This window comes from Paenibacillus flagellatus, assembly GCF_003217775.1.
GTDB classification, from domain to species: domain Bacteria; phylum Bacillota; class Bacilli; order Paenibacillales; family NBRC-103111; genus Paenibacillus_AB; species Paenibacillus_AB flagellatus.
Map to the genome: position 1 here is coordinate 334,469 of NZ_QJVJ01000005.1, position 26,544 is coordinate 361,012.

General features: G+C 61.4%; 20 protein-coding genes. 2 read left to right on the top strand and 18 right to left on the bottom strand.

The genetic code is table 11. The features are described from left to right. Genes DLM86_RS13755 through DLM86_RS13765 form a run of 3 tightly spaced genes read right to left on the bottom strand, consistent with a single transcriptional unit; the run spans position 1 to position 4,725 of the window. Positions 1–2,922: an ABC transporter permease gene (locus DLM86_RS13755; protein WP_110840580.1), complete on the bottom strand. Its 2,922-nt coding sequence runs from the start codon at positions 2,920–2,922 to the stop codon at positions 1–3. A 5-nt stretch (positions 2,923–2,927) separates the two neighbouring features. Further along, a complete protein-coding gene (locus tag DLM86_RS13760; protein ID WP_110840581.1) occupies positions 2,928–4,016 on the bottom strand; it encodes an efflux RND transporter periplasmic adaptor subunit in 1,089 nt (362 codons plus the stop codon). Beyond that, on the bottom strand, positions 3,976–4,725 hold the full coding sequence (locus DLM86_RS13765; RefSeq protein ID WP_110840716.1) for an ABC transporter ATP-binding protein: 750 nt from the start codon (positions 4,723–4,725) through the stop codon (positions 3,976–3,978). Before DLM86_RS13765 ends, DLM86_RS13760 begins: the two co-directional genes overlap by 41 nt. Before the next feature lie 372 nt (positions 4,726–5,097). Between DLM86_RS13765 and DLM86_RS13770 the strand changes: the two genes are divergently transcribed. Next, on the top strand, positions 5,098–5,277 hold the full coding sequence (locus DLM86_RS13770) for a hypothetical protein (RefSeq protein WP_110840582.1): 180 nt from the start codon (positions 5,098–5,100) through the stop codon (positions 5,275–5,277). Positions 5,278–5,382: 105 nt separating this feature from the next. On the opposite strand, the gene DLM86_RS13775 is transcribed toward DLM86_RS13770, so the two are convergent. The 8 genes from DLM86_RS13775 to DLM86_RS13810 form a co-directional block, all read right to left on the bottom strand. Beyond that, positions 5,383–8,409 carry an ATP-binding protein gene (locus DLM86_RS13775; RefSeq protein ID WP_110840583.1) on the bottom strand — a complete coding sequence of 1,009 codons (3,027 nt, stop codon included), beginning with the start codon at positions 8,407–8,409 and terminating at the stop codon, positions 5,383–5,385. Between the two features lie 19 nt (positions 8,410–8,428). Then, positions 8,429–9,367: a response regulator gene (locus DLM86_RS13780; RefSeq protein ID WP_158289468.1), complete on the bottom strand. Its 939-nt coding sequence runs from the start codon at positions 9,365–9,367 to the stop codon at positions 8,429–8,431. A 13-nt stretch (positions 9,368–9,380) separates the two neighbouring features. Further along, the gene (locus tag DLM86_RS13785; protein ID WP_110840585.1) at positions 9,381–11,387 is read right to left on the bottom strand and encodes a hypothetical protein; all 2,007 of its coding nucleotides are present in this window, start codon (positions 11,385–11,387) and stop codon (positions 9,381–9,383) included. Positions 11,388–11,553: 166 nt separating this feature from the next. Beyond that, positions 11,554–12,243, bottom strand: a complete 690-nt coding sequence (locus DLM86_RS13790) for a hypothetical protein (protein ID WP_110840586.1) — start codon at positions 12,241–12,243, stop codon at positions 11,554–11,556. Next, positions 12,240–13,136 (bottom strand): ABC transporter ATP-binding protein, encoded by an 897-nt coding sequence (locus DLM86_RS13795; protein WP_110840587.1) that lies wholly within the window; start codon positions 13,134–13,136, stop codon positions 12,240–12,242. Before DLM86_RS13795 ends, DLM86_RS13790 begins: the two co-directional genes overlap by 4 nt. After that, complete coding sequence (locus DLM86_RS13800; protein ID WP_110840588.1) at positions 13,133–13,504, bottom strand: GntR family transcriptional regulator; 372 nt, start codon at positions 13,502–13,504, stop codon at positions 13,133–13,135. The genes DLM86_RS13795 and DLM86_RS13800 overlap by 4 nt, the downstream gene beginning before the upstream one ends. A 242-nt stretch (positions 13,505–13,746) precedes the next feature. Next, positions 13,747–14,871: an aliphatic sulfonate ABC transporter substrate-binding protein gene (locus DLM86_RS13805; protein ID WP_110840589.1), complete on the bottom strand. Its 1,125-nt coding sequence runs from the start codon at positions 14,869–14,871 to the stop codon at positions 13,747–13,749. Next, positions 14,868–16,085: an LLM class flavin-dependent oxidoreductase gene (locus tag DLM86_RS13810; RefSeq protein WP_110840590.1), complete on the bottom strand. Its 1,218-nt coding sequence runs from the start codon at positions 16,083–16,085 to the stop codon at positions 14,868–14,870. The genes DLM86_RS13805 and DLM86_RS13810 overlap by 4 nt, the downstream gene beginning before the upstream one ends. Before the next feature lie 194 nt (positions 16,086–16,279). Here DLM86_RS13810 and DLM86_RS13815 point away from each other — a divergent pair, with 194 nt between their 5' ends. Beyond that, on the top strand, positions 16,280–17,461 hold the full coding sequence (locus tag DLM86_RS13815) for a helix-turn-helix domain-containing protein (RefSeq protein ID WP_110840591.1): 1,182 nt from the start codon (positions 16,280–16,282) through the stop codon (positions 17,459–17,461). 421 nt (positions 17,462–17,882) lie between these two features. Here DLM86_RS13815 and DLM86_RS13820 read toward each other — a convergent pair whose 3' ends face one another. The 7 genes from DLM86_RS13820 to carA form a co-directional block, all read right to left on the bottom strand. Further along, the gene (locus DLM86_RS13820) at positions 17,883–18,332 is read right to left on the bottom strand and encodes a GyrI-like domain-containing protein (protein WP_158289469.1); all 450 of its coding nucleotides are present in this window, start codon (positions 18,330–18,332) and stop codon (positions 17,883–17,885) included. A gap of 25 nt (positions 18,333–18,357) precedes the next feature. Then, on the bottom strand, positions 18,358–19,404 hold the full coding sequence (locus DLM86_RS13825; protein ID WP_110840593.1) for a hypothetical protein: 1,047 nt from the start codon (positions 19,402–19,404) through the stop codon (positions 18,358–18,360). A 23-nt stretch (positions 19,405–19,427) separates the two neighbouring features. Next, positions 19,428–20,285 carry an RNA polymerase sigma factor gene (locus tag DLM86_RS13830; RefSeq protein ID WP_110840594.1) on the bottom strand — a complete coding sequence of 286 codons (858 nt, stop codon included), beginning with the start codon at positions 20,283–20,285 and terminating at the stop codon, positions 19,428–19,430. Between the two features lie 337 nt (positions 20,286–20,622). Next, on the bottom strand, positions 20,623–21,261 hold the full coding sequence (gene pyrE, locus DLM86_RS13835) for an orotate phosphoribosyltransferase (RefSeq protein WP_110840595.1): 639 nt from the start codon (positions 21,259–21,261) through the stop codon (positions 20,623–20,625). Positions 21,262–21,276: 15 nt separating this feature from the next. Further along, on the bottom strand, positions 21,277–22,008 hold the full coding sequence (gene pyrF, locus DLM86_RS13840) for an orotidine-5'-phosphate decarboxylase (protein WP_110840596.1): 732 nt from the start codon (positions 22,006–22,008) through the stop codon (positions 21,277–21,279). A gap of 102 nt (positions 22,009–22,110) precedes the next feature. Continuing rightward, the gene (carB, locus tag DLM86_RS13845; RefSeq protein ID WP_110840597.1) at positions 22,111–25,320 is read right to left on the bottom strand and encodes a carbamoyl-phosphate synthase large subunit; all 3,210 of its coding nucleotides are present in this window, start codon (positions 25,318–25,320) and stop codon (positions 22,111–22,113) included. Beyond that, the gene (carA, locus tag DLM86_RS13850; RefSeq protein WP_110840598.1) at positions 25,307–26,473 is read right to left on the bottom strand and encodes a glutamine-hydrolyzing carbamoyl-phosphate synthase small subunit; all 1,167 of its coding nucleotides are present in this window, start codon (positions 26,471–26,473) and stop codon (positions 25,307–25,309) included. Before carA ends, carB begins: the two co-directional genes overlap by 14 nt. Positions 26,474–26,544 lie beyond the last annotated feature (71 nt).

The following is a 26,544-nucleotide window of genomic DNA, read 5'->3' on the forward strand; positions in this document are numbered from 1 at the left end:
TTACCGCTCCTCCCCCAGCTTGACCGCCTGATGCACGCGCAGTCGGCGGATGTGCAGCAGCAAGAGCGTCGCCCCGGTCACCATCATGAACGCCACGACGGCATACAGCTGGTACATGTCCCTCGCCTCGAATACGACGCGGAACGGAGGCACTTGCGTCTTCGCGCTTTCCGCCGTTTGCAGAAACGGCAGGAACAAGATGCTCGTCAGCTTGCCGATGACAAAGCCGAGCACGATGGACAGCCCCGCGGTGAACAGCTGCTCGAGCAGCAGCATCCCGGTCAGCTGGCGGCGCGACAAGCCCATCGCCCGGAGGACGCCGAATTGGACGACCCGGCTCGACAAGTTGAAAAACCAGTACAGCACGTACCCGATCAGCGACACCAGCACCGACACGAGGAAGCCAAGGCTCAAGATGCCGAAGACGCCGCCGCGCGAAGGATGCTTGCTTTGCGTGATCAGCTCCCGCCGCACGTCCTTGTAGCTGACGAGCTGGATGTTTTTCGCCTGGAGCTCCTCGATGACCGGTGCCAGCAGCGCCCCTGGCTTCATTTTGAGCCAGACGTTGTACGGGACGACCGGAGCCTGATCGAAAATGTAGTCCAGATTGGCGATGAAAAACGGCGACTGGTCCGGATACAGCGAAGGCCAGTACGGGAGCGTGCCGACGACGACGAATTCGACCATCTGCTGCTGGATCGCAAGCGAGATCAGGTCGCCCGGCTTGATCTGGTGCTTCTGCGCGAACGATTCCGGAATGATGACGGCCTGCTCGTACGAGCCGAGCAAGTTCAAATATTGCCGCGGATGAGCCGGGAACAGGTCGTTGCGGAACCACGCCACCTCGGCGAAATCGACGTTGTCGATGCCCATGACGGTGCCTTGGCCGAGCGATTTGCCGGAAACGACGATGTTGCCTTTCGTCTGAAGCACGCGCGCGGCATGCTCGACGCCCTCGAGCGTCCGGTACATCTCGAACGGAGGCTCGACGTACAGCATTTTCGAATTTTGCTGCTCGCCTCCTCCGCCTCCCGGTCCGCCCTGGCCCCCTCCGGAGCCGCCCGAACCGGAACCGCCGCCGCCTTGGCCTTGACCTTGGCCTTGTCCCTGGCCTTGACCTTGACCCTGTCCTTGTCCCCCCTGGGAAGGAAGCGGCGTCTCCGAGTAAGCTTCCCATGCGGTTTCCAGTACGACGTCGGTGCCGAACTGATACAGCGTCCGTTCGGTCGAATTCAAGTCGATCGTTCGCGCCGCCGACGAGTTATAGACGCCCAGGCCGAGCGTCAAAATGAGCAGCAGCATGAGCGGATAATACGACTTGGCCGAGCGCGACAGCTGCGTCAGCGTCAAGTAGATCGGCACGGGCAAAAACGTTTTGCCGAGCCAGTTGAACAGCCGCAGCAGCCAAGGGAACAGCCGCAGGAAAAACAGCCCCAGCGCGAAAATGGACAGCGCCGGCACGAAGAACAGAAGCGGATGCACTTGCAGCTGGTCGTTCGTCAGGCCGGTTTTCGCCGAAAGCACCTGGTAATTCATGAACGAATAGTACCCGTAGCCTGCCAGCGCGACAAGCGCGATATCGAGAAACCAGCGCTGCCATACCGGCTTCCGGTCCGACCTCGCGAGCGACTGCTTGTAGCTGACGATCGAAGCGCGCGCAAACGACACGGCCGGAATGATGCTGGCCAGGATGGCGATGGCGACGGCTCCGACGCCGTACAGGAGCGCTTCCGTCGTGACGCCGACCGGAACCGACTTGCGCTCGACGAAGGCGAGGAAGCCGTTCGACGAGCCGATGCTTTTGGCCATCATCCAGCCGATCATCGGGCCGATGACGAGGGCGACGGCCCCCAGCAGAAGCCCTTCCAGCAAATACACCCAAATGATTTGGAAGGTGCTGCCTCCCCGGCTTCGCAGCACGGCGATGTCGCTCCGCTGTCGGTCGAGCGATTGGCGCGCGTTCATGACGATATAATAGAAAACCATGGCGATCATCGGCGCGGCCAACGTGAACAGCATCATCTGCATCTGCACGCTTTGCTTCCGGAATTCGGACAGCATGTCTTGGAACGAGAAATCGACTTTCGTATCCTTCAGCGTCTGGTAGAGCGTAATGTCGAGCCGGTTCAGCTTGCGCGACAAATCGGACAGCTGGCTCGTTTTGATTTCCCGCAAATCGAAGGCGTAATACCAGTTCGCCAGGTTCAACGGAATTTTTTTCTTCTCGAGCAGCTCCTTCTGGAAGACGTCGTCCGGGACGATCAGGCTGCTCAGCAGTCCTTCGAACCCTTGATACCAATAAGGATCGTCGTCCTGCTTCGGCTTGAACGTACCGACGACCTTCACCTTGAGCGGGGCGATGCCGAGTCCCCCGCCGATCGGGTAGTTGAATTCGTCCCCGACGCGGAAGTCGTTGCGGTACATCGCTTCCTCGAAGACGACCGCTTCGATGACGCCGTTCTTGACCTGATCGGAGGCCGGGTTGCCGTTCGTCATCTCGACATGATCGGCGAGGCCGCTCCAGGAGGTCAGCGTCATTTGGCGACGTTTGCTTGGATCGGTTTTGGACGGATCGACCGGCGTAATCTGCGAGCCGCGGATCGAATACGTGCGCACATACGTCGTATGCGGAAAGCCGATCATCGGCGGTATTTCGTCGCGAATGTAGTCGTCGACGTTACGGAGCGATTCGAGATCGGCCTTGTCGGAGCCGACCGCCTGGTAGCGGATCAGCGTCGACCCCGGAGGCAATCCGTCCGTGTTGTCGAGCAGCGTGTTGGCGACGACCCGCTTGAGCGAGCCGTCCGCGTACATCGGGATGCTCGTCGTGAACGCAACCGCGACGATAAGCCCGAGCAGCGTGCTGAGCGTCATCCAGCGGTTGTTCCACATTTTACGATATAAAAACCGCAGCATCGGCATAAGCGTTATCTCCCCACCACTTTTTGCCCCGGCTGCAAGCCTTTGACGATTTCCACTTCGGTGGACGTCTGCTGACCGATTTCGACGTCGACCTCCCGCTTGCCGCCTTTCTCGTCGACCACCTGGACGTAATTGCGTCCGGAGTACGTACGGAGCGCCGCGGAGGGAATGACGACGGCGTTTTCCTTGCGCTGCGTAATGACCGTCACGCTAAGCGGCGTTCCGCGGTTCAGCCCTTGCGGGAATTCGTCGAGCGCGACGACCAAGTAGTTCTCGATCGTATCCTGTTCCTTCTCCTGACCCGGGTTGCCTTGGCCTTGACCGTTTTCCGGCTTCGGCACGGGCAGCTGCAGCACCTTGCCCTTGTGCTGGCCGGCGGAGTTGATGTCGACGATGGCCTCCATGCCGACGGCCACCTTCTTCAAATCGTCGGCGCTGGGGTCGGCCGCGACGGTCAGCGTGTTCAGATCGGCGATGACGGCGATGTCGTCGTACGCCTTCACGCTGTCGCCCTTCTTGACGGAGACCGATACGATCGTGCCGTCGAACGGGGCGGTCAGCTTCGACTTCGCGATCGACTCCTCGAGCTTCGCGAGCTCTTCCTTTTTCAGCTCGAACTGGATCTTCGCCTGCTCCAGCTCCGCGGCGGATTGCGATCCGTCGTTTTTGCGAAGCATCTCGATCATTCTAAGCTCTTCGCTTCGCTGCTGCAGCCTTTTCTGCCGGAGATCGCTCTCCTGCGTCGAGGCGTCGAGCTCGGCGATCAGCTGGCCGGCTTTGACGGCGTCGCCTGTTTTGACGTAGATGTCCTTGATCCGCTTGTTGTCCTCGGTGAAGTAAAGAATCTCTTCCTTCGTCGACATCAGCCGGCCCGAGGCGCGAACCTTCGTTTCGAGCGTCGTCGTCTTCACCGTGTAGGTGGGCTTCTCCGACAGCTTCGGCGGCGTAATCGCCGGAAGCGTCTCCTCCTCTTCTTCCTTCGGAAGCAGCGAGCAGCCGGAGGCGGTCGCCAGCGCCGCGATAAGTACGATCGACAGGAGCGATCGGGAACGCTTATGTAGTGATGAATTTTCCGTCAACCATTTGATAGACATGGTCGGCTACCTCCAAAATCGTAGGGTCGTGTGTCGTCATGCAGATGGTTACCCGTTCCGTGTCGATAATTTCGCGGAAAACCGCCATGACCTGCGCCCCCATTTGCGAATCGAGCTCGGCCGTCGGTTCGTCCGCCAGCAGCAGCGTCGGCCGGTGTGCGATCGCCTTGGCGATGGCGACCCGCTGCTGCTCGCCTCCGGACAGCTCGAACGGCCGGTGGTGCATCCGCTTGCCCAGTCCGACGAGCTCGAGGCAATGCTGCACCCGCGGCTTCCATTGCGACCTCGGAACGCCCGCCATGCGCAGCGACAGCTCGACGTTCTCCCAAGCGGACAAGAGCGGCATAAGCGCGTACGTCTGGAAAATGAACCCGATTTGCTTCCGGCGCACATCGGTCCGCTGATCGTCGTTCCATAGATGGAACGGATGTCCCAAAAAATAAATTTCTCCCCGGTTCGGCTGGTCCAAGCCCCCGATCATGTTCATGAGCGTCGTCTTGCCGGAGCCCGAACGGCCCCGCAGCATGACGAGCTGGCCGGGTCTCAGCTCCATGTCGATTCCTTTCAACACGTGAAGCTGCCGGCCGCCGACCGGAAACGACCGTTCCACACCGCTGACGGTCAAGATCGGCTCGTTTGAAACCGGCAGCGCGCTAACCCGCTCGGCGGCCGAGGCGATCTCCGAATGCGCGCCCGGCTCGGCCGGCATGTCCTTCCCGTCGTCGGGCAACGGTTCGGTCGGCGCTGTTCCCCTCTTTGTCTTTGCGGCGAAACGCGGAAGCCACCCCATTTCCCGGCTCTCCCTCCCATCCTGTCGTTCATACTCCGTTCATACAATGTTTAGACGTCGCGACCTTAAAAAAAGTTACATGGTTTGCAAAATATTTGCAAACCGGGTGTCGCCGGCGATTGTCAGCATTTTGCAAATTTCGCGCCGCATCGCGGCGAGTCGGGTACAAGGGGATGAAGGAATTTCGGAAATCGGAGACGCCATGCGAGGACACGAAAAATCCCTAGTATTTCGCTCCGGAATGAGGTACAATACCGGTATCGGATCGTTTCGCGAAAGGAGCTTGGACGGATGAACAGAGCAAAAAAATGGGCCGGTTTCGCCGCAATCGCCGTCATAGCGGTCGTTATCGCCCTCTACGGACAAAAAGACCGCACGAGCGTCGTCGAGGCAAAGCCGTACGTTCCCCAGCCGCTGATCGTGCTCGACGGAGGCACGATTACGTACAACGACGCCCCGGACTGCCACTGAATAACCGATAAGCATTGAATAAGGCGCCCTCGCGGGCGCCTTTCGTATGGTTCCATTTCCCGGGCAAGCGCAAAAGTCGCGGCCGTCCGACAAACTTCCCGCGGCTCACGTCGCCGGAGAATCGTCCGGCTCCGTCTGCCGAACGGCTTTCGCCGGAATCGTCGCACGGAACGTCGTGCCGCGGCCGATCTCGCTTTCGCAGACGATGTCGCCGTCCAGCAGGTCGACGATCCGCTTCACCGTCGGGAGCCCGAGACCGCTTCCGCTCGCGCCCGCCTTCGTCGTCGTAAACGACGTGAACAGCCGCTCCTTCTTCTCCTCCGGCATGCCGCAGCCGTTGTCGGCTACGGTGATCCGCAGCGCACCGCCGCCGTCGGCGCCCTCGAACGCGATGTCCAGCCGGCCGTCGGCGCCCAAGCTTTCGATCGCGTTTTTGCCCAAATTCGTCACGAGCGAATAGAGCATGTCCGCGTCGCTGCGCACGACGAGACGCTTCGGCGCGACGTCGACCGATACCGTCCGGCGTTCGCCCGCCAAGGCGCCCAGCTCCCCCGCGATTTGCGCCGCGAGCGCCGTCACGTCGACCGGCTGCCGCTTCGGCTTCGTGAAGCGGAAGAAGGAGGACAGCCGATGCACTTTGGCGAGGCATGCTTGTCCGAGCCGGTGCAGCTCCGCTTCGCTGCCGATCCCTTTTTTGCGGAACAGGGCGATCCTGTTCTTCAAGATCCACAGCCCGTTTTTCAAATCGTGCATCCATCCTCCGACCGGACTCAAGCTCCGAACCGCCTCCACCTGGCGATCGTGAAGCCAAAGCAAGATCCGGTCGGCGGCTCCCGCCTCGCCCCGCTCCCGCAAACGCAAAAACGAAACGCGGACGGTACCCGGCTCGACCTCGACGTCGGCGAACGAAAACGACGCGAATTGCGTCACGTAATGGAGATCGCGGTAAAACGGCTTCCGAACCCGCTCCCGGTCGAACGTCAGTTCGACGGCCGCGTCGCCGGTATGCTCCGCCCGACGGAGCGCAATCTCGACCCGCAGCGGCTCGTTCCCTTCCAAATGATCGTGGAGATTGGACAGGATGCTGTACAGAAACCAGTTCAAAAACGTCGTCTGGCCGAAGCCGACGCATTCGCCTCCGCCCGCCGCCACGCGCGCTTCGAGGCGCCCCGGCAGTATGAGCAGCACGTCTTCGACGACCGGCAGCAGCGGCACGATCGAGAACGGACGTTCGGTCACGAGCCGGAACACTTGGACCGTATCCGCGATATTTTTGAAAAACGGTTCGAGCTCCTCGGTCGACGACTCGGGGTTCAGCCGTTCCAGCCATCGGATCAGCCGTTCCAAATAGTCCTGAATGTCGAACACCCCGTACTGCCGCTCCGTCAACAGGCCGGAATGGACCAGCAGCTTCCGGTACGTCTCCTCCGCGTCCGCCGCGCCGATCGCCTGCAGCCGGTCCGCCGTTCGGCGGATGTCGTCGTACGCTTCGCGATACGACTTCCCGGCGAGCGCGTCGATCCCGAAGCCGCCGCACAGCCGGATCGCCTCGCGGACCCGCTTCGCCCCCATCGTCTCCGGCGCTTCCAGCTGCCGCAGCAGCGCCCCGAGCATGTAGCGGTGGGACTCCCGCCCGCGCAGCGGCGAATCGGCGCGAAGATCGAACGCCTCGCGAAGCTCGTTCAGCACCGCGCGGGCGACGTCGGCCGACGCTTCCTTGCCGGATCGCCCGACGGCCCGGCGGCTTAGACGCACGCGGTCGCCCTCCAGCAGCTCCGCGGTGCTCGCGACGCCGGGGTTGGCCGGGTTCGTCGAGACGACGTCCCGCCGGAGGCGGCAATGCCAGTCCGCTCCCCACAGCCGGACGAGCTCGGTCAGCACCGATACCGGATCGAACCGTTCCCGCTCGAACTTCCGGCCGTACGACGGCACGTGCTGATGCAGCAAAATGCGCAGCATGTCGTGGGGCTCGGCGCCGAAGTCGCGCTTGGACAAATAATGGGCTCCGAACAGCGCGAGCACCGCCTCCGCCTTCATCGACGCCGATACGGTCCGCAACGTGCCTCCCATCCATAGAAGCGGCATCAGCTCGAGCCGATCGAACAGCGTCGCGTTGACGTCCGCGCTGCCCAAGTAGGCAAGCAGCGGAGGCAGAGCGGACGGATCCGCAACGTCGAGCGCGCCGTCGTTCCAGAACAAATAGTGCGCGTACAAAAACGTCTGCGCGTATTTGCCCAGCGCCGCGAGCGGCGACAGCTCCGGGCCGGTTTCCGCCGGGCGGTCCCGGTAATACGTCTCGTGGGTCAAGCTTTGATGAAGCAGCGCGGCACGGGTCGCCTTGAAAAACGGGATTTTCTTCAGCCGTTCCGCGTCTCGGCCGGGCGGTAGCGCTCCTCGCGGCATGTCGTACGTTTGCGGACGCCAATTTTTGAGCGGCAGCCTCCATTCGCTCTCGTCGACGTGCCTGACGAAATAATCTTTCGCCGCCCGCTGCTCCGCCATTTCCCGGGTCGCGCCCTTGCCCTTCCCGCGCTTGCCCTTGACGAGCGCCGCGACCCGGTAGACCGGCTCCCCGCTATCCGCTCTCGTCTCCACGCCGAGCGGCTCCATCTCGACGGCGGTCCGTTTTCGGGCGGCCCAGCTTTCCAGCGCGGCGACGTAATCGTAGGTGCGGTTTTCTTTAATGTCATGAAGCATCCGATAAAAGGGCTCCGATACGATCCGGAGCACCTCCTCGTAGCCGAGCTCCAAGTAGACGGCGGCCAGGAAGCCTTGGACGAAAGGCTCCAGGCGCGCCTCCTCCGGAACGAACCCGTTGCCTACGGCGATATACGACGCAAGCGACACCCGCTCGGCGATCCGCGCGACGAATCCGCGGCGGAACAGCTCTTCCACGAACGGGTGAAACGTGTCCGGCTCGGAGCCGACGAACCGGAACGTCAAGTCGGCGGCGGCCAGCCGGACCGTTTTGTCGCCGAGCAGCAGCAGCTTCTCTCTCCGCTCCCAGTCCGCCACGACCGGATGCTCGTTGGCGAAGCTTTTGTGCAGCAGCGCCAGCTTCAAAAAAGCGGTATGGTCGAACCGAAGCCCGGTTTCGCGCTGCAGCCTCTCGATCCGTTCGGCAAGCGGCATGACGTCTCCCCCTCCTTCCCTATAGCCGGCACAGGACGGCGAACGGCGACGTGCAGCCGATGCCGAGCATGTGCGCGCGGAACAGCTCGTACGAGCGGATGTCCGTAATTTCGCTGTGGACGGACTCGTTGCGCGGCTTGAGCAGCTTCTCGAAAAACGCGATCAGCATCCCGTAGTCCTCGGCGGAGACGCCTTTCGAGGCGGCGAACTGCCGCGGTACGGCCTGCCTCAAGATGTAGACGACCTGTCCGAGCGTCATGGCGGGCTCGTCGTCGCCGAGCGAGGCGAGCGGCACGACATTCCCTTTTAACGTACGGACCGTGAAATCCAGCCGCGTCTCGCGCAAAAACGTCTTCAAATCGTTGATGCAGATCCGGTTCGCCTCGATTTCCGCCGCCTTCGCCAAAGGGCCGAACGAAGCCATAAAATCGAAGTCCGTATCGTGCGAATGCTCGTGATAGACGCGCTCGCTCGTGGCGAGAATCGTCTTCGCCTTGTCCGAGAGCCGGTTCCAGACGTCGTCGCCGAGCCTCATGCGCAGCATCGGATAATAGGCCTGCGCCTTCTGCGCCTCTTCCCGCTCGGCCGCGCCCGCTTCGAGCAGCACCTTCTCGATCGTGGCCACAAGGTCGCGGTCCATGTTCGTCTTCTCGACGTACTCCGCCGCGCCGGCCTTGATCGCTTTCGCCGCTTCGGCCGCGCCTCCCCGCTCGGACAGCACGATGAACGGCGTCCGACGGGCCGGGCGGATTTGCTCGATGAGCCAGGTGCCTCCCCATTCGCCCGGCGGCATTTGCAGGTCGGTCACGACCAGGTCGTACCGGTCCGTTTCGCGGATCATCCGGGCCGCCGCGATGCCGTCCTTCGCCGTCTCCACCTCGTAATCGAACTCCTCCAAGATCATGCCGACATATTCGCGCACCATTTCGTCGTCGTCTACGACCAACACGACGGCCATGCCCATCTCCCCTTTACGTTTCTTCCGATGACGGTTCCTTCCCGCGTCCGTTGCCCCGAATGGCGGTCCGCGTCCGGGCGGAGCGGCGGTCCCAGACGAGAAGCGCCCCCAGCAGGACGAAAGAGAGCAGGACGAACCCGGCGATGCCCGTCCAATGAATGTCGCCCTCGAACACGAAGCCGAAAAAATTCGCGATCAGCGCGAACGGGAAGCCGTATATCGTCAAGACGCCGATCAAATAGTTGCTCCGGGTATCCGAATAGCTTTTCAAAATCGATTCGAGTTCGGACAAGCCCGCGTACAGCTCCTCCAGCTGCGACTGCATGCCCCATCGGCTTTCGACCGATTGGCGGAACGCGGCGATCGCGTAATCGGCGGCCGAAGGAACGGTGCGCAGCAGCGTTTTCCGCATGTCGAGCTTGATCCGCGCGAGCCGGTTCGACAGAAGCAGCTGCTTCCTGCCGCGCAGCAGCCCGTTCGGGCCCAGCTCCCCGTCGACGAGCGACCGGATTTCTTCCCGGTGCGTGCGGATGCGGCGGAACCGCTCCTGCAGCCGGACGAACTCCTCGCGCAGCGCGCGGATGTCCATCGGCTCGCGGTTCCAGTCGTCGAGCAAAAAGACGCCGTCGCCATGGACGACCGCGAAGCCGCCGGGCAGCTCCAGCCAATCGAACGAGCCGACGGGAGGCAGCATGTCGATGTCGGGGATCCGGGTCCGGTCGGCGCTCCCGATGCAGGCGGCCATCACCCGCTGCAGCGTCGGCGTCAGCAGCATCGCCTGCTTGTCTCCGCGCTCCCAGCGCGCCGCGACGAGCGATTTCGGGCCGGACGCGGGGTCGGGCTCGCAGCGGTACAGGCGGCAAGGCTCCGCCTCGGCGCCGTCATCCCGATCCGGCCGCACGACGATCGATTCGGCCGGGTTGTATTCGTCCCACAGCGCGCGGACGACGTCGTCCCAGCCGAGCCTGGAGCCGGGCACGCCGCCGATCCGCTTCGGCGCCGCCAGCAGCGTGTACGTTCCTTTGCCGTGAAACCACGGCTCCTCCGCATGGGAGATGTCCGGGAACCGCGGCTTGGCGGACGGCCGGTCCGCCCCCCATCGCTCGTCCTCCATCCGCTCGAGACGATGCCACAGCTCCTTCAAGTACACGCCGGAGGACGGGTCGACGGAGATCGTCATGTCGTTGCCCGTTCCCGCCAAATCCGGACGATACACCGCCATCAGCGTGAATCCGTCGCGGAAATGGGGATGCTCGGCGTCGGTGCGCAGAAACGCCTTCGCCGCCCCCGTAAACGACCGGTCCTCGCCGATGAAGGCGTCGACCGTCATCCGGCGCGAGGAGCCGGCGAGCGGCAGCTCCAGCTGGAGCAGCTGGGCGTGCTTCAATGATTGCGCATATTCTTGATATTCGCGGCGAAGCAGGCCGGTCGCCCTGGCGTATTCCGCATTGTCGGCGATCGCCGGGACGCGCGCCGGGTCCGCGTCGCGCGCGAGCAAGGCGAGCACGAGCCTCACGCAGGCGGCGAACCCGGCCGACGCGTCCGCCGGACGCGGAAAGTAGCTGTGCGCGAGCGCGTTGTGCAAGCACCCCCACGACGCGAACGGCTGTCCGGTCGTCCGGACGTCGCCCTCCTCCCAGCGGTCGGCGTAATCGACGTATCGCCGGACCGTCTCCGTCGCCTCCGCCCCGGCGCAGCGGACGCAAAAGACGACGAAGGCAAGGCACGTATCCGGTGAAAAGTCTTCCACGACATAGGCCGCTTTCAGCGGATCGCCGACGGCCGCGCGCCAGCGCTCCGCCGTCTCCTCGTCCGCTTCGAGCACGTATCGGCTGACGGAGCGATGCGGCGTCTGTTTATGGTTCAGGCAAACGCCCGCTCCGCCGGCGGCCGGAAGGCCGAGACCGATCGCCACTTCGCCGGCCGCGGCGTCGGTCGTCTCCGGATCGTACCGGACTTGCGGAGCGCGGCCGTCGTCCAGATCGGCACGAAGTCGCCCGATGATGTCCTGATGAATCATGCCGGATGTACTCCTTCTTCGGTAATAGGTCCCGTACACTATTCTACAAGATTCGACCGTCTCCCTTCTGCGAACGAGAAAAAGACTCCGCCGTCCCGATCGGGAGGGGGAGTCGATAGGCGCCGCGGTGCGGCATCGGCCGGACCGTCCGTCCGCTATAGGCGGATCAAGCGGTCGCCCGCCGAAGCAGCCGGTACGAAGCCAAGGCGTACGCAGCCGCGATCGCGAACAGCCAAACGGCCAGCTCGGAGGCGGAGCGGTCGAACAGCGAGCCGAAGACGGCGATCCATTTGCCGTAATAGGTCAAAAGATAGGAGCCGACCGAGCCGCCCAGAAGGAGGACGGCGAACAGGACGTACAGCCCCGTCTTGCCGAACCGCCGGTACAGGCTCGCGATGACGAAACCCGAGAAGAAGACGTGCATGAGCAACGCGAACGATACCCACAGCTGCGCGACGATCGGACCGTCGTTCAAATACGGAAGGTGGAAGAAGTGCAGATTGACCCCCCAGCCCCCGGTCAAGTGGCGCTCCATGGCCCCGAGCGCGATCAGGATGACCGCAAACAGCGCGCTGACCGCGCCCCCCGTCGCTGTCGTTCCCCAGAAATAGTCCGTCCGCCGAACGCCGAGCCCGAGCGCGAACGGAAACGTCTGCGCCAGCACGATCAGCCCCATCACGAACATATAGACGTAGATGGAAGCGATCCCGCCGGTATACATGCCGTTCTCCTCGCTCAGCAAATAGCCGATAACGAGATTGATCGCGAAGCTGATTCCCAGAATAAGCCACGGGATGTAAAACCACGACAATTTGTCTCTCGCGTTCATTCGAAATACGCTCGCCGTTCGATTCATCGCGCTTCCGCCGCCTTTCCTTCGGATTTGCCGTTCGTCAAATGGACGATCAGCTGCTGCAGCGATACCGGCTGGATGTCGAGACCGAGCGATTCGGCCTGCTTCCGGTCGTCGCCGTACAAATTCCCCATCACCGTCGCCGAGACGAAACCGCCGAACGGCTGCCGGGCGATCGTTTCCTTGCCCGCCGCATACGCGTCCACCGTAGCCGCCGGTCCGACGACCGTAAACGCCCGGCCGCGCAGCGAATCCGCCTCCTCGTTCAAGATAAGCCGGCCGCCGTCGATGACGAGCACGTGCTCCAGCATGCGGCTGACTTCGTCGATCAGATGGGTGGACAGCACGATCGTCCTCGGATGTTCCGCGTAATCCTCGATCAGCCGGTCGTAGAACAAGCCTCGGGCTACGGCGTCAAGCCCCAAGTACGGCTCGTCGAAAATCGTGAGCGGCGCCCGGCTCGCCAGACCGACGACGATACCGACGGAGGAGAGCATGCCGCGGGACAGCTTCTTCATCCCCCGCTTGGGCGGAAGACGGAACAGGTCGACCAGCGTATGGGCGTACGCCGCGTCCCAGTTCGGATAAATCGATGCGGCCACCTCGAGCACGTCGGAGATGCGGTAATTGTCCGGATATTTCTGGCTTTCCTTGATGAAGCACATTTGGCTCAAGACGCGGTTGTTCTCGTACGGCGCCTCCCCGAACACCTTGACTTCCCCGCTCGTCGCGAACAGCTGCGCGGTGATCATGTGCATGATCGTCGTTTTCCCCGCTCCGTTGCGTCCGAGCAAGCCGTACATTTTGCCGGGCTCGAGCGCGAAGCTGACGTCGCTTACGGCCGTCACGTTCCCGTACGATTTCGTCACCCCGTTCAACTCGACTGCGTATGTCATTGCGCCTTATCCCCTCTCCGGATCATCTCCGCCAATTGTTCCGTTCCGATGCCGAGCTTCTCCGCCTCCCGGATCATCGTTACGACGAACTGCTCGTAAAATTGCTCCCTCCGCTTCTCGATCAGCTTCGCGCGGGACCCCGTCGCCACGAACATGCCAATCCCCCTCTTCTTGTACAAAATGCCTTGATCCACAAGCAGGTTAACGCCTTTCGCCGCCGTCGCCGGATTGATCTGGTAAAAGGAAGCGAACTGGTTCGTGGATGGGACCTGCGCCTCTTCCGGCAGCCCGCCTCCGATGATGTCGTCCTCGATCCGTTCGGCGATTTGCACGAATATCGGCCGGCTGTCGTCGATCATTGAGCTCATGTGTTCACCACCAAACTGGTTAGTTACTCATGTAATTAACTATATATCCATTGTCGTTCCTTGTCAATCCCGATTTCCGACCGCTCGTCCGGAACGGCCCGCGTCGAGGCTTGCATCGAATGAATGGCGGCCGTCGGCGTCCAGGCCGGGGTAAGCACCCGCGTTGCAGCGGCTTGTTTCTTTGGCAAAGAAAAAAAGCCCCGGGCATTCGCCCGAGGCTCGTTTGCCGGCCTGCAACCGGATCACTTCAAAGTCGGCAGCCCGGATGGATTCGGACCTGGATCGGCGTCCCCATACTCGATCTTCTCCAAAGGCTGCTTCATGACGTTTTCGATGAACGAGTTGTCGACGATTTTGACCGGGTCGACTTCTTTTTTGATCGTCCCGTCGGCCAAAGCCGTTTTCGCGATTTGTTTCTCCAGCTCGACGAACCGGTCCGTGATCGGTTCATAGACGACCGGGTTGTTGGCGGCGATTCGGCGGACGACCTCCTTGTCGACCTTCGTTACGCCGGAGAAATAATCGATCGCCTCCTCCGGATGGTCTCTCATCCACTCGGCCGCTTGCCGGTTCACCTTCAGGAACAGCTCGACGTATTCGGGGTATTCCTTCGCGAATTTGCCGCTCGCCATGACGAAGTTCGGCGTCGGCAGCCCGAGCTTCTCCCCGTCCGTCAACGCACGGGCATCCGTCTTCACGGACACCGTCGTCAAGATCGGATCCCAGATGCCCCAAACGTCGACGTTTTTGCTTTCGAACGCCGCCTGGCCTTCGTCGGGCAGCAGCTGGATGATCTGCGCGTCGGACGGCTTCAATCCCGCCTGCCCCAGCGCCTTCAACACGAGATCGTAAGCCATCGTTCCTTTGGCCACGCCGATTTTTTTGCCTTTCAAGTCTTCGAGCGTCCGGATCGGGCTATCCTTGTGCACGACCAGGGCGTTGCCTTTGCCGAACACGCCGTACGTCGCGACGAGCTTCAAGTCGACGCCGTTCGCCGCAGCGGTAATCGGGGGCAGCGGCGCGATGCTGCCGATGTCGAGATGGCCGCCGGCTATCGCTTCCAAGGAAGCGGCGCCCGTCGGGAACGTGGACCATTCCACCTTGATGCCTTCCTTGGCGAACGCCTGCTCCATCCACCCCTTGTTTTTGGAAAACATGAGCGGGACGTACGTGCTGACATAGTTGAACCGGACCGTCTTCAGCTCCTTCCGTTTCGGAGCGTCCGCCTGCTGTCGGCCTGTGTCGCCGCCGGCCTGCGGCTTCGTCGCCGCTTCCCGGGGGGCGCATCCGGCCGTGACGGCGGCGGCCGTCAGCAGGACGGCGAGCGCGAGCGTTAGTATCGGGTTTGTCGTTTTCATCCGTCTCATCGTGCTTCCTTCCTTTCGCTCGTCTCGTCGAACGAAGCAGCCGCCCCTGAGCGGGCCGCCAGCTTCCGCTTCAGCACCGGCAGCAGATGGCGGCCCGTATGGATCGCCTCCTCCAGGTGCGGGTAGTTGGACATAATAAAGCTCGAGATGCCGATGTCGATATAGTCGAGCAGCCGGTCGGCCACCTGCTCGGGCGTTCCGACCAATTGGACGCCCCCGCCTCCGCGGATGTTGGACAAGCCGGACCACATGTTCGGTCCGATGATGTAGCGGTTGTCCTTGTACCGATCGCGGAGCCGGTTCATCCGGTGCTGAATCGTCGAGTCCGTCTTCGCGAGCCGTTCGTTGCCCGCCCGGATCGCCGCCTCGTCCGCCTTGCCGATGATCCGGAACGCATCCTCCCAAGCCCGCTCCTCGGTGTCGCGCACGAGCACTTGAATCCGGACGCCGTACTTCAACGGCCGGTCGACGCCCGTCCGCTCCCGCAGCTCGCTCCGGTATCGCTCCATCTCATCCAGTTGCTCGCGCATCCAGTCGATCGGCTCCGCGAGCATCAGGTAGACGTCGGCCGTCTCCGCCGCCACCCGTTTGCCGATCGGCGAGCTGCCTCCGAAGTAGATCGGGGGATGCGGCTTCGTCACCGGGTCGGGATAGCTCGCCCCGCCTTCGATGCGGTAATAGCTTCCTTCGTACCGGACCTTCAAAGCAGGGTCCAACGCTTCTCCGGAATAAAATTCGGAGGCGTTCCGCACCTTCGGCTTCGACCAGGCGCTCCGCATCACCTGCAAAAACTCGCGCGTTCTTTCGTACCGCTCGTCATGGTACGAAGCGTCGGCCAGCGGGTCGCCGTTTTCGGTCAAATCTTTGTAGTTGCCGGTCACGACGTTGATCAGCGCGCGGCCTCCCGTCAGCCGGTCCAGCGTGGCGGCCATGCGGGAAGCGTACAGCGGCGCGATCAGCCCCGGCTGTACCGCCACGAGCGGACGCAGCGTTCGCGTATGCGCCGCCACCGTAGCCGCGACGATCCAGCCGTTCATGCATTGATTGCCGGTCGGCACCAAGGCGAACGTAAACCCCGCCTCCTCGGCCGCCCGGGCCACTTGGATCATATAGTCGGCCGTCGATTCGCGCTCCGGCTCGACGCCGAGATAGTGTCCGTCCCCATGCGTCGGAATGTACCAGCCAAATTCCACATCGTCCCGATGAACGGTCATCGAATGTCCTCCTGTCTCGTCGCCGCAATCTTTACGTTATTGAATTCCATAATATCTTATAGTTATACTTGGAATTAATACATAAGGTAGCATCCCGCTTCGATCCGGTCAACGGAATGAACGACATCGAGGCGGGATGACGACGAACGAGGAACAGTTCCAGTTCGTTCCAGCGGATAGGAGGTTTCGGACCGATGCGGCTAATGAATATGTTGACGATGCAGGAAGCGATGGACCAGCTCGGCGTGAGCCGGTCGACCGTCGACCGGTGGCGCAAGGAGAAACGGCTGCCGAGCTATAAAATCGGCAAAGAAGTTTATTTCGACAAAACCGAGCTGGCCGCATGGGTGAAAACGTTCGCGAGCGCCGATCCGTTCGTCCGTCCGGCCGCGGCTTCCGCCGGACCGCTCAAGGTCGGGTTTACCGCCGCAGCGGCTCAAATGTGGAGCCCGCTGCTCATGAGGCGGCTGGGGCTGCTGGAAAGCGAATTGCGCCAACATGGCGGTCCCGTCGGCGTCGACGTCGAGTGGCGCCGCGCCGAGAACGGGATGCGGCTCGTTCAGGAGCTGGTCGCCGGCCATGTCCATATCGCGACGTTCGGCGATTACGCGATATCGCTGTGCGGCGTCATCGGACGGCTGCTGCCGGCGTTCCGGGCCGTGCTGCTCGCCTCCGACGGCAAGGCCGCGGACGGCAAAGGCTTCGCCATCGTCGTCCCGCCCGGGCTAAGCGTCGACTACCCCTCCGGGCTCGCCGAGCTGCCGATCTCGACGACAAGCCGCAGCAACGCCGAATACCGGATCCAATCGATGCTGGCCGCCATCGGGATAGAGAACGCCCGGCTCCTCTACGAGCCGGTCGAGCGGGCGATGGAGCGTTTGGCGGAACGGAGCCGGATCGCCGCGGTGCTGTGGGAGCCGTACATCAGCATCGCGGACTATTACCGCATCGGCGTCCCGATCGGGGAGTGGCGGGGGAGCGGCTTCACGACCGGCGTCGTGGCCGACGAATCGTGGGCGCGCTCGAACGGCGACCTCGTCGAGGCTTATTTGCGCGCCCACTTGAAGGCGCACCGTATGCTCCGCTCCGAGCCGTCGACGGCCGCCCGGCTTCTCGCCGAGGAGACCGGCCATCCCGTCGATGCGGTTAGACGGGCGATCGCGAACGTTCGTTGGGACGCCGCCCTTTACGAAGCGGATTTGCAGGCGTTCGGCCGCATCGATCCGCATTCGCCCCGGGGCGGAGCGCGGCCGACGGGAGGGGCGCCGGCGCTTCGCGTCGACCTTCGTTATTTGCAGGAAGCGGTGCGCCGGTTGCGGCTGCCCGATATCCCGGCTCATCCTTTGCCGGACGCCGCGTCCGCTACGTTGTATTGAGCGGCCGGGTCGTCAGACGAATGGCTCCGACAACAAGAGGGGCGTAGCCTGCGCGGTAGTTCCCTCAATTGGATTTTTCCCAACGAATGGACCTCAATCGAACGCGAAAACGCCTCGCCATGGGATTCCATCCAGCAGAAACGCCCGGCAGGAGCCGGACACGCCCCGTATACGGCGATTTCGTTGGAGAAAAATCCAATGAACCGCCTGACCGGGAACTTCGTCGCCCTGCTCCGTTGGATGAAATCCAACAGAAGCCACGAGAGCCGAAGCATGGACAATCGGCGGTCGCGCATCGTAAATAAGATTACGTGCCTTTCCTTCCACTCCCGACAATTGGAGGAACAGTGAACCTGGAGTTACTTCTTCCTTAACTGATGTACGCCCATACATAGCCCGAATGGTTGTTGTGGCCTTCATCTCAAGGACGCTTGCATGGTATATACCATTCGAGAGCGGCTGCCGATTGAAGCTCAACCGAAAAGGTTTCAAATCTCGGCTGCGACAAATCGATGTTATACCTCGTCTGGTTCTCGCTTGTGCAAATGTTGCTCCAAAAATCGCCTACACGTTTCTTCTCGAACCGGAAAGCGACGTAGTCGCCCTCCGGGATGTTGAAGGCGATCATCCCTTCCGGAACTTCGCCCAATGTGGTGACCTCCACTGCAACTATCGGACGGAAATCGCCCGGAATGACAAGATACGGACTATCACTTGTCCGATTGCCGATTTCATTTACTCTCGCCGTCAATTCGCCGAATAATCTTTTCTGATCGTCCAGATCCCGGCCTTGAAGCCCGACGAGACTTACCGCCTCCATCTTGACGGTACGAACTTGCATAAATTCCGCGATGTCCACATTGCCGCTCATCTTCCTCATCCTCCGATATGAATAGTTATGGATATGTACGTTGAATGGGTCGGGATGGAGCCGTTGACGGCTGTCCTAACGAAGCTTGCAAAACGGTAAGCATGCTCTCTAACAAATCGACGCCTTGCTTCTCCGCCTCCTCCGCTGCCGACAGCAACGAAATAGCCCGATCCGCTTGCCCGGGTTGGTTCGGCTCCCCTCCTTGCGGAAAAGGAAACATGCCGCGCAGTGATACAAGAGCATCTGCCGCATGCCGGTAATGAACCGAAGCGTCTTGCGCCAGCCCGCCGATCTTAGCGCCGATCCCGTCTTCCTGTATCCACTCGGCCGAGACTCTTCTCAGAAACTCCGATGCGAATTCTCTCGCATCGCTAATAACCCCTACGTTATACGCATTGGCGAACGCTTCAACCGTCCGGGCGGCAAACGCTTCTTTCCATGCCCCGTAACCGGCAAGGCCGTTCCGGAAAGGCTGGCCGTCTTCCCGGATGATCGGTATTCGCGCATGGTCGACAATCATCTCCAGCGCATCCCGCAGCGACTCGCGTCGATCCGGGTCAAAGCTTGATTCGATGCCGAGCAGAAACAACTCGCCGATTTGGCCTTGGCCGAGCTTCGTATAGGGGATATTGCCGTCCTTCCAATTATCTTTGCAGCGAAGCGTCCGGGAGTCATCGTCGTACCCGTATATGACGCCGAATTCGGGCGTAAACAAATCCCAAGTCATTACCGGTATCCCCCGGTCGATGCTCTTCTGAACGAACGCCAAGCCCTCCTCGAGCTCCTGGAGTGTCGGAGGCACCGGAGGAGACGTTATGGTCCCCATAGACTTGCAATGAAACCCTAGGTTTCGCATCCCTCTGGAGAACGTAGCTCCCCAATCGAATGAGGCGTAAGGCCCGCCGATATCGACGGTCTCGGCATGTATGTTGAGTCGGAATGCGAGGCCGGTATATCCCATTACATCGACCAAATCGTGCTGTTTCTTATCCGTATAATGCATCATATTGGCCATTGCTTGTGCAGCAGTTGTCCAGGTTACGGAAAAATTGGTTCTTCCATTCGGATTCATCGCTCATTGCCTCCTTCTGATAATCAAAATGGCGGGGGTGCCAGCGAACGGGCCCGGGGCAGCCCGTTTTGTCTGCGCTTGTCCACGTACATGCTGACGTGAACGCGCAGCCGTTCCTGCTTCACCTTGCGTCTGGAATTGGCAATGTGGTTATAGATGTTGGCCGTCGAGGTATGGAACAACCCCGCTATATCGGCAGGCGTCAGCTGATCGAAGAAGAACGCTTCGAATATTTCCCGCTCTCTGCGGCTTAAGCAGTGCAGCAAGCTTCGAATATGGTCGACCGTTTCTTTTCTCAGCAAGAGAACCGCCGGGTCGGAGTTATCCGTATCCCGCTCGGCGGAGGACTGGGACAACCGTTGCAGAATGCTGTCAAGATCTCCCCATTGTTCTCCTCCTCGGACAGAACCGCCTCCGCCCATATTTGCGACCTGCCCTTCCCAGCTTGTTAGCGGCATCTCCTTGCCGTACGGACCGCCGCGTCTCAGCTTCATCAGCGCCTGATTTCTGACGATCCGATGAAACCACGGTAAGAAACGCTTCGGATCGGTTATCGTTCCTATCCGGAGAAAAGCCCGAATCAAGGCGTCCTGCACGATATCTTCCGCCATATATTCATCTCTCGCCATCGATTGAGCCAACCGGCATGCTTTCGACCGGTGCCTCCGCACGAGCTCCCCGAAGGCAGACCGATCGCCGGTCTTGGCTTGCTCCGTAAGAGCTTCATCGCTGAGCGACCGCAGCTGTCCGCCTTGCTCCGCTTCCTCCCGACCGCATGGATCGGTGTACGATTCGACGCTCTTCTTTCTCCATGCCGACTCCAATTGTCCCCGGGTTTCCGATATGAGCAATGCAGCACCCCATTTCCGCCTATACTTCATTGATGCCAAGGCAAATGGATATCTATATAGATTCGAAGTCAATTTTTCCGACAGTAACTAATTCCCATATCCATGGCCGGAATCCTGCCCGAACATGCTCAGCATGCTTCAGGAACGAGCATGCCGCTTCCGTTTGGCGGCTCGCAAGGAAATGCCGACGCACCCGCAGCTGCAGCATCGATGTGCACTCCGTCGGCGAGCTTCGGCATCGGTGCCGTGCCTATAAGCTGCAAAAAGAGGCGGAATCCGCTCTTCCCCCCCAAAAAAACTTATAAACTCTAATATTTCAAAAAAAACACCGCAAGGGCTCGTCTCCCTTGCGGTGTCACTCTCCGTATTATCCCCCGTAAGCCTCCGGATTCGTCCGCCACGACTTCAGCAGCTCGACGTCGTCCGGCGAAATTTTGCCCAGTTTAAGCGCCACGTTAATCAGCGCCGTATAGTTGGACAGCGAATCGAACTCCATGTTCGCCTGCTCGAACGCCTGCTTCGCCTTGTCGAACTGATAGCTGAAGATGGCGAGCACGCCGAGCACGTCCGCTCCGGCGTCGCGCACCGCGAGAGACGCCTTGATCGAGCTCCCTCCGGTGGAGAACAGATCCTCGATCATGACGACCTTCTGCCCCGGCTTCAGCGCGCCTTCGATCACGTTCTCCTTGCCGTGCCCTTTCGCCTTGTCGCGCACGTAGATCATCGGCAGGTTGAGCTTCTGCGCGACGAACGCCGCGTGCGGGATGCCGCCGGTGGCGATGCCGGCGAGCACTTCCGCGTCCGGGTACCGTTCGCGGATCGTCTCCGCGAAGCCGAGCGCGATCAGGTCGCGCACGGACGGATGCGAAATCGTGATTCGATTGTCGCAATAAATCGGCGATTTCAACCCCGACGTCCAGGTGAACGGCTCTCTCGGGCGCAAGCTGACGGCGCCGATTTCGAGCAGCGCTTCGGAAATTTGTTCGTCCAAGTAACGCAATGCCATAGTTCGATCCTCTCCTTATTCCGTTATCGATGCGACGATGGACTCGAGCGCCTCGCGCGGATCGGCCGCTCCCGTAACCGGCCGCCCGACGACGATATAGTCGGTCCCTTGCGCGAACGCTTCGCGCGGCGTCATGACGCGGGATTGGTCGCCGAGCGCCGCTCCCGCCGGACGGATGCCCGGCGTTACGGTCGCGAACGCGTCCCCGCACCGCTCCTTGATCCGCGTCACCTCGAGCGGAGACGCGACGACGCCGTCGAGCCCCGCCGCCTTCGCAAGCTCGGCGTAGCGCACCACCGCGTCCTCGACCGGACCGGCGATGCCGATCTCGTCGTTCAGCGTCTGCCGGCTCGTGCTCGTCAGATGGGTGACGCCGATCAACATCGGCTTGTCCGCACCGGGACGGCCGGACAGCGCCAGCTCGACGCCTTCGCGCGCCGCTTCCATCATCGCCCGTCCGCCGGCGGCGTGCACGTTGAACATGTCGACGCCGAGACGGGTGACGCTCGCCGAGCCGCCCTTGACCGTATTCGGGATGTCGTGCATCTTCAAATCGAGAAACACCTTATAGCCGGCTTCCTTCAACCGGAGCACGAACTGCGGCCCCGCCGCATAAAACAGCTCCATCCCGACCTTCATGTAGCACGGAATGCCTTCGAGCCGCCGCAGCAGACGCTCCGCGCCTTCGGCGTCGGGGTAATCGAGCGCGACGATGATCCGCTCGACCGGATAACCTTTCATTGTCATCGGGGGAAGCCCTCCTATGGCGGTTTGGGGTCATAGTAGAGCCGGTTTTTCGCCAAGCGACGCTTGGACGGAAAACCGGCTTCTTCATACGACGATATGCGGTTACACCTTCGCGACCGGCATCGAGCGGGACGAGAAGTTGATCGTGTTGAGCACGTGCAGCAGCGCGCGCACCGTATCGAGCGACGTCATGCAGACGACGCCGTTCTCGACCGCCTCGCGGCGGATGCGGAAGCCGTCGCGCTCCGGCGTCTTGCCCTTCGTCAGCGTGTTGACGACGAAATGCGCCTCGCCGTTGCGGATCAGGTCGAGAATGTTCGGCGAGCCTTCGCTCAGCTTGTGGACGCGCTCCACGCGCAGTCCGGCCCGCTCGAGCGCGTCGGCCGTGCCGCCGGTGGCGACGATTTTGTAGCCGAGCTCGAAAAATCCGCGGAACAGCTCGACCGCTTCTTCTTTATCTTTGTCCGCGATCGTCGCAATAATCGCGCCGGTCGGCGGAATTTTCATGCCGGAGCCGATAAACCCTTTATACAGCGCCTTGGCGAAATTGAGATCGCGGCCCATCACCTCGCCGGTCGATTTCATTTCCGGACCGAGCGTCGGCTCGACGCGGCGCAGCTTCGCGAACGAGAACACCGGCACTTTGACGGACACGTGATCGTCCTCCGGCCAGAGGCCGTTCTCGTAGCCCATGTCGGCCAGCTTTTGGCCCATAATGACGCGGGTTGCGACGTTCGCCATCGGCACGTTCGTCACTTTGCTCAAGAACGGAACGGTCCGGGACGAGCGCGGGTTCACTTCGATGACGTACACTTGATCCTGATAAATGACGAACTGGATATTGACGAGTCCGACGACTTGCAGGGCGCGAGCGATTTTGATCGTAATGTCGACGATTTGCTGCTTCAGCTCCTCGGAGATCGACTGCGGCGGATACACCGAGATCGAGTCGCCCGAGTGAACGCCCGCCCGCTCGACGTGCTCCATGATGCCCGGAATGAGCACCGTCTCCTTGTCGCAAATCGCGTCGACTTCGACTTCCTTGCCGAGCATGTACCGGTCGATCAGAACCGGATGCTCCGGGTTGATTTTGACCGCGTATTCCATGTAGCTGAGCAGCTCCGCGTCGGAGTAGACGATCTCCATCGCGCGGCCGCCGAGCACGTACGACGGACGGACGAGCACCGGGTAGCCGAACTGCGCCGCCGTGCCGACCGCTTGGTCGACCGACGTAACCGTGCCGCCCGGAGGCTGGGCGATGTTCAGCTCGCGCAGCAGCGCCTCGAATTTTTTGCGATCTTCGGCCGTGTCGATGCTTTCCAGACTGCTGCCGAGAATGCGGACGCCCGCCTTCGCCAGCGGAGCCGCCAGGTTGATCGCCGTCTGGCCGCCGAACTGGACGATGACGCCGATCGGCTTCTCGCGCTCGATGACGTTCATGACGTCCTCGAAGAACAGCGGCTCGAAGTACAGCCGGTCGGACGTATTGAAGTCCGTCGACACCGTCTCCGGGTTGTTGTTGATAATGACCGCTTCATAGCCGGCCGCTTGGATCGCCCATACCGCGTGAACGGTCGAGTAGTCGAACTCGATCCCTTGACCGATCCGGATCGGGCCCGAGCCGAGGACGACGACTTTTTGCTTCTCCGTCTTCTGCACTTCGTCTTCCGTCTCATAGGTCGAGTAGTAGTAAGGCGTCGTCGCTTCGAATTCGGCCGCGCACGTGTCGACCATTTTGTAGACCGGCTTGATGCCGAGCTCGAGCCGGTACGCCCGGATGTCGGCTTCCTTCACGAATTTGTCCGCTCCGGCCATCGTCCGTACTTCGGCGATCGCCCGGTCGGTAAACCCTTTCCGCTTCGCCTCGAGCAGCAGGTCGCGCGTCAGCTCGCCCGCGAGCTTCGCTTCGAACTGGATGAGCCCTTCGAGCTTGCCGAGGAACCACCAGTCGATGCTCGTCAAGTCTTGGATTTGCTGCAGCGTATAACCGCGGCGGAACGCCTCGGCGACCAGGAACAGCCGCTCGTCGTCCGGCTTGCGCAGCCGCGATTCCAGCGTTTCCACGTCGAGCTGGTCGGTGCCTTTCAGGAACAGGCGGTGGACGCCGATTTCGAGCGAGCGGACCGCTTTATGGATCGATTCCTCGAACGTCCGGCCGATCGCCATCACTTCGCCGGTCGCTTTCATTTGCGTGCCGAGCTTGCGGTTGGCGCTCGTGAACTTGTCGAACGGCCAACGCGGGATTTTCGAAACGATATAGTCGAGCGTCGGCTCGAAGCAGGCGTACGTTTGGCCCGTAACCGGGTTGACCAGCTCGTCGAGCGTATAGCCGATGGCGATTTTGGCCGCCATCTTGGCGATCGGATAGCCCGTCGCCTTGGATGCGAGCGCCGACGAACGGCTGACGCGCGGATTCACTTCGATGACATAATATTGGAAGCTGTGCGGATCGAGCGCGAACTGGACGTTGCAGCCGCCCTCGATGTTCAGCGCGCGAATGATTTTGAGCGACGCGGAACGGAGCATTTGGTACTCGCGGTCCGACAGCGTCTGGCTAGGCGCGACGACGATGCTGTCGCCGGTATGGACGCCGACCGGGTCGAAGTTTTCCATGTTGCAGACGACGATGCAGTTGTCGTTCGCGTCGCGCATCACTTCGTATTCGACTTCCTTCATGCCGGCGATGCTGCGCTCGACGAGACATTGGCCGATCGGGCTGTAGCGGAGCCCCGACGAGACGATTTCGACGAGCTCTTCTTCCGTGTTGCAAATGCCGCCGCCCGTACCGCCGAGCGTGTAGGCCGGACGCACGATGATCGGATAGCCGATTTCGTTCGCGAAATCGACCGCCTGCGGCACCGTCGTGACGATGACGCTCTCGGGTACCGGCTGCTCCAGCTCGCGCATCAAATCGCGGAACAAGTCGCGGTCTTCCGCCTTCTCGATCGCCGTCAGCTGCGTGCCGAGCAGCTTGACGTTCTCTTTCTCGAGCACGCCCGCTTTCGCGAGAGCGACCGCCATGTTCAGGCCGGTTTGGCCGCCGAGCGTCGGCAGCAGGCCGTCCGGCTTCTCTTGGCGAATGATTTGCGAGACGAAGTCGAGCGTGATCGGCTCGATGTATACTTTGTCGGCCATGTTCGTGTCGGTCATGATCGTGGCCGGATTGCTGTTGATGAGCACGACTTCCATGCCTTCTTCTTTCAGCGCTTGGCACGCCTGCGTTCCCGCATAGTCGAACTCGGCGGCCTGGCCGATGACGATCGGGCCGGAGCCGATGACGAGTATTTTTTTGAGCGAATTATTTTTTGGCATATGCGAGTTCCCCTTTCCGTTGCGGTGCCGAAGCTCCCCGGGCGGCGACGATTTCGGCTTGACGCGGCGCGCGCGGATTTTGCTCCTTGAAGCTGTGGATCATCGTGATAAAGTCGTCGAACAGGTAGCTCGAGTCGAACGGTCCCGGAGCGGCCTCGGGATGGTACTGCACCGAGAACGCCGGATAGTGCTTATGCTTCAGCCCTTCGATCGTCTTGTCGTTGTTGTTGATATGCGTCACGATCAGGTCGGTGCCCGCGATCGAATCTTCCTTGACGGTGTAGCCGTGGTTTTGCGACGTGATGTAGCACCGGTTGGAAATCAAATCTTTGACCGGATGGTTGCCGCCGCGGTGGCCGAACTTCAGCTTCTCCGTGTCGGCGCCGCAAGCGAGCGCGAACAGCTGGTGGCCGAGGCAGATGCCGAAGATCGGGAATTCGCCGAGCAGCTCGGCGATCATCTTCGCCGCGTGCGGAACGTCCTTCGGGTCCCCCGGGCCGTTGGACAGCAGGATGCCGTCCGGCGCCAGCCGGCGGATTTGGTCCGCGGTCGCGTCCTGCGGCACGACGACGACGTCGCAGCCCCGCTTCGTCAAGTCGCGGATAATGCCGCTCTTCGCGCCGAAGTCGACGAGCACGACACGCTCTTTCGTCCCCGGGCAGCCGAACACGCTCTTGGTGGAGACGCGGGATACTTGGTCGGTCATGAGCGGCGTCGCCTTCAGCTGCTCCATCAGCTCCTCCACCGGACGGTTCGATGTCGTCAAAATGCCTTTCATGACGCCGTGGTGACGGATACGGCGGGTCAGCATCCGGGTGTCGATGCCGCTGATGCCGACGATGCCGTATTCCTTCAGCAAGCTGTCGATCGTGTACTGGGCGCGCCAGTTGCTCGGCACCTCTTCATGCTCCCGTACGACGAAGCCGTGGATGAACGGACGGATCGATTCGAAATCGTCGCGCGCGATGCCGTAGTTGCCGATGAGCGGGTACGTCATCGTGACGATTTGTCCGCAGTAGGACGGGTCGGACAACACTTCCTGATAACCGGTAATTCCGGTATTGAACACGACTTCCCCGACCGAATCGCCTTCGCTGCCGAACCCTTTGCCCGTGAAAAGCGTGCCGTCTTCCAACAATAATCTAGCTTGCATCCTTTCATTCCTCCAATCGATGTGCTGCCTGTAATCTGTATCTGAAATCTATTCCGATTGCGAAGCCGCGG

Coding starts and splice junctions, on each gene's coding strand:
- DLM86_RS13825 (WP_110840593.1), bottom strand. CDS start 19,404: ATGAATCCGAATGGAAGAACCAATTTTTCCGTAACCTGGACAACTGCT.
- DLM86_RS13805 (WP_110840589.1), bottom strand. CDS start 14,871: ATGAGACGGATGAAAACGACAAACCCGATACTAACGCTCGCGCTCGCC.
- DLM86_RS13780 (WP_158289468.1), bottom strand. CDS start 9,367: ATGGCCGTCGTGTTGGTCGTAGACGACGACGAAATGGTGCGCGAATAT.
- pyrE (WP_110840595.1), bottom strand. CDS start 21,261: ATGGCATTGCGTTACTTGGACGAACAAATTTCCGAAGCGCTGCTCGAA.
- carA (WP_110840598.1), bottom strand. CDS start 26,473: ATGCAAGCTAGATTATTGTTGGAAGACGGCACGCTTTTCACGGGCAAA.
- DLM86_RS13755 (WP_110840580.1), bottom strand. CDS start 2,922: ATGCCGATGCTGCGGTTTTTATATCGTAAAATGTGGAACAACCGCTGG.
- DLM86_RS13760 (WP_110840581.1), bottom strand. CDS start 4,016: ATGTCTATCAAATGGTTGACGGAAAATTCATCACTACATAAGCGTTCC.
- DLM86_RS13820 (WP_158289469.1), bottom strand. CDS start 18,332: ATGAGCGGCAATGTGGACATCGCGGAATTTATGCAAGTTCGTACCGTC.
- DLM86_RS13810 (WP_110840590.1), bottom strand. CDS start 16,085: ATGACCGTTCATCGGGACGATGTGGAATTTGGCTGGTACATTCCGACG.
- DLM86_RS13770 (WP_110840582.1), top strand. CDS start 5,098: ATGAACAGAGCAAAAAAATGGGCCGGTTTCGCCGCAATCGCCGTCATA.
- DLM86_RS13790 (WP_110840586.1), bottom strand. CDS start 12,243: ATGAATCGAACGGCGAGCGTATTTCGAATGAACGCGAGAGACAAATTG.
- DLM86_RS13795 (WP_110840587.1), bottom strand. CDS start 13,136: ATGACATACGCAGTCGAGTTGAACGGGGTGACGAAATCGTACGGGAAC.
- DLM86_RS13815 (WP_110840591.1), top strand. CDS start 16,280: ATGCGGCTAATGAATATGTTGACGATGCAGGAAGCGATGGACCAGCTC.
- DLM86_RS13830 (WP_110840594.1), bottom strand. CDS start 20,285: ATGAAGTATAGGCGGAAATGGGGTGCTGCATTGCTCATATCGGAAACC.
- DLM86_RS13785 (WP_110840585.1), bottom strand. CDS start 11,387: ATGATTCATCAGGACATCATCGGGCGACTTCGTGCCGATCTGGACGAC.
- carB (WP_110840597.1), bottom strand. CDS start 25,320: ATGCCAAAAAATAATTCGCTCAAAAAAATACTCGTCATCGGCTCCGGC.
- pyrF (WP_110840596.1), bottom strand. CDS start 22,008: ATGACAATGAAAGGTTATCCGGTCGAGCGGATCATCGTCGCGCTCGAT.
- DLM86_RS13775 (WP_110840583.1), bottom strand. CDS start 8,409: ATGCCGCTTGCCGAACGGATCGAGAGGCTGCAGCGCGAAACCGGGCTT.
- DLM86_RS13800 (WP_110840588.1), bottom strand. CDS start 13,504: ATGAGCTCAATGATCGACGACAGCCGGCCGATATTCGTGCAAATCGCC.
- DLM86_RS13765 (WP_110840716.1), bottom strand. CDS start 4,725: ATGCCGGCCGAGCCGGGCGCGCATTCGGAGATCGCCTCGGCCGCCGAG.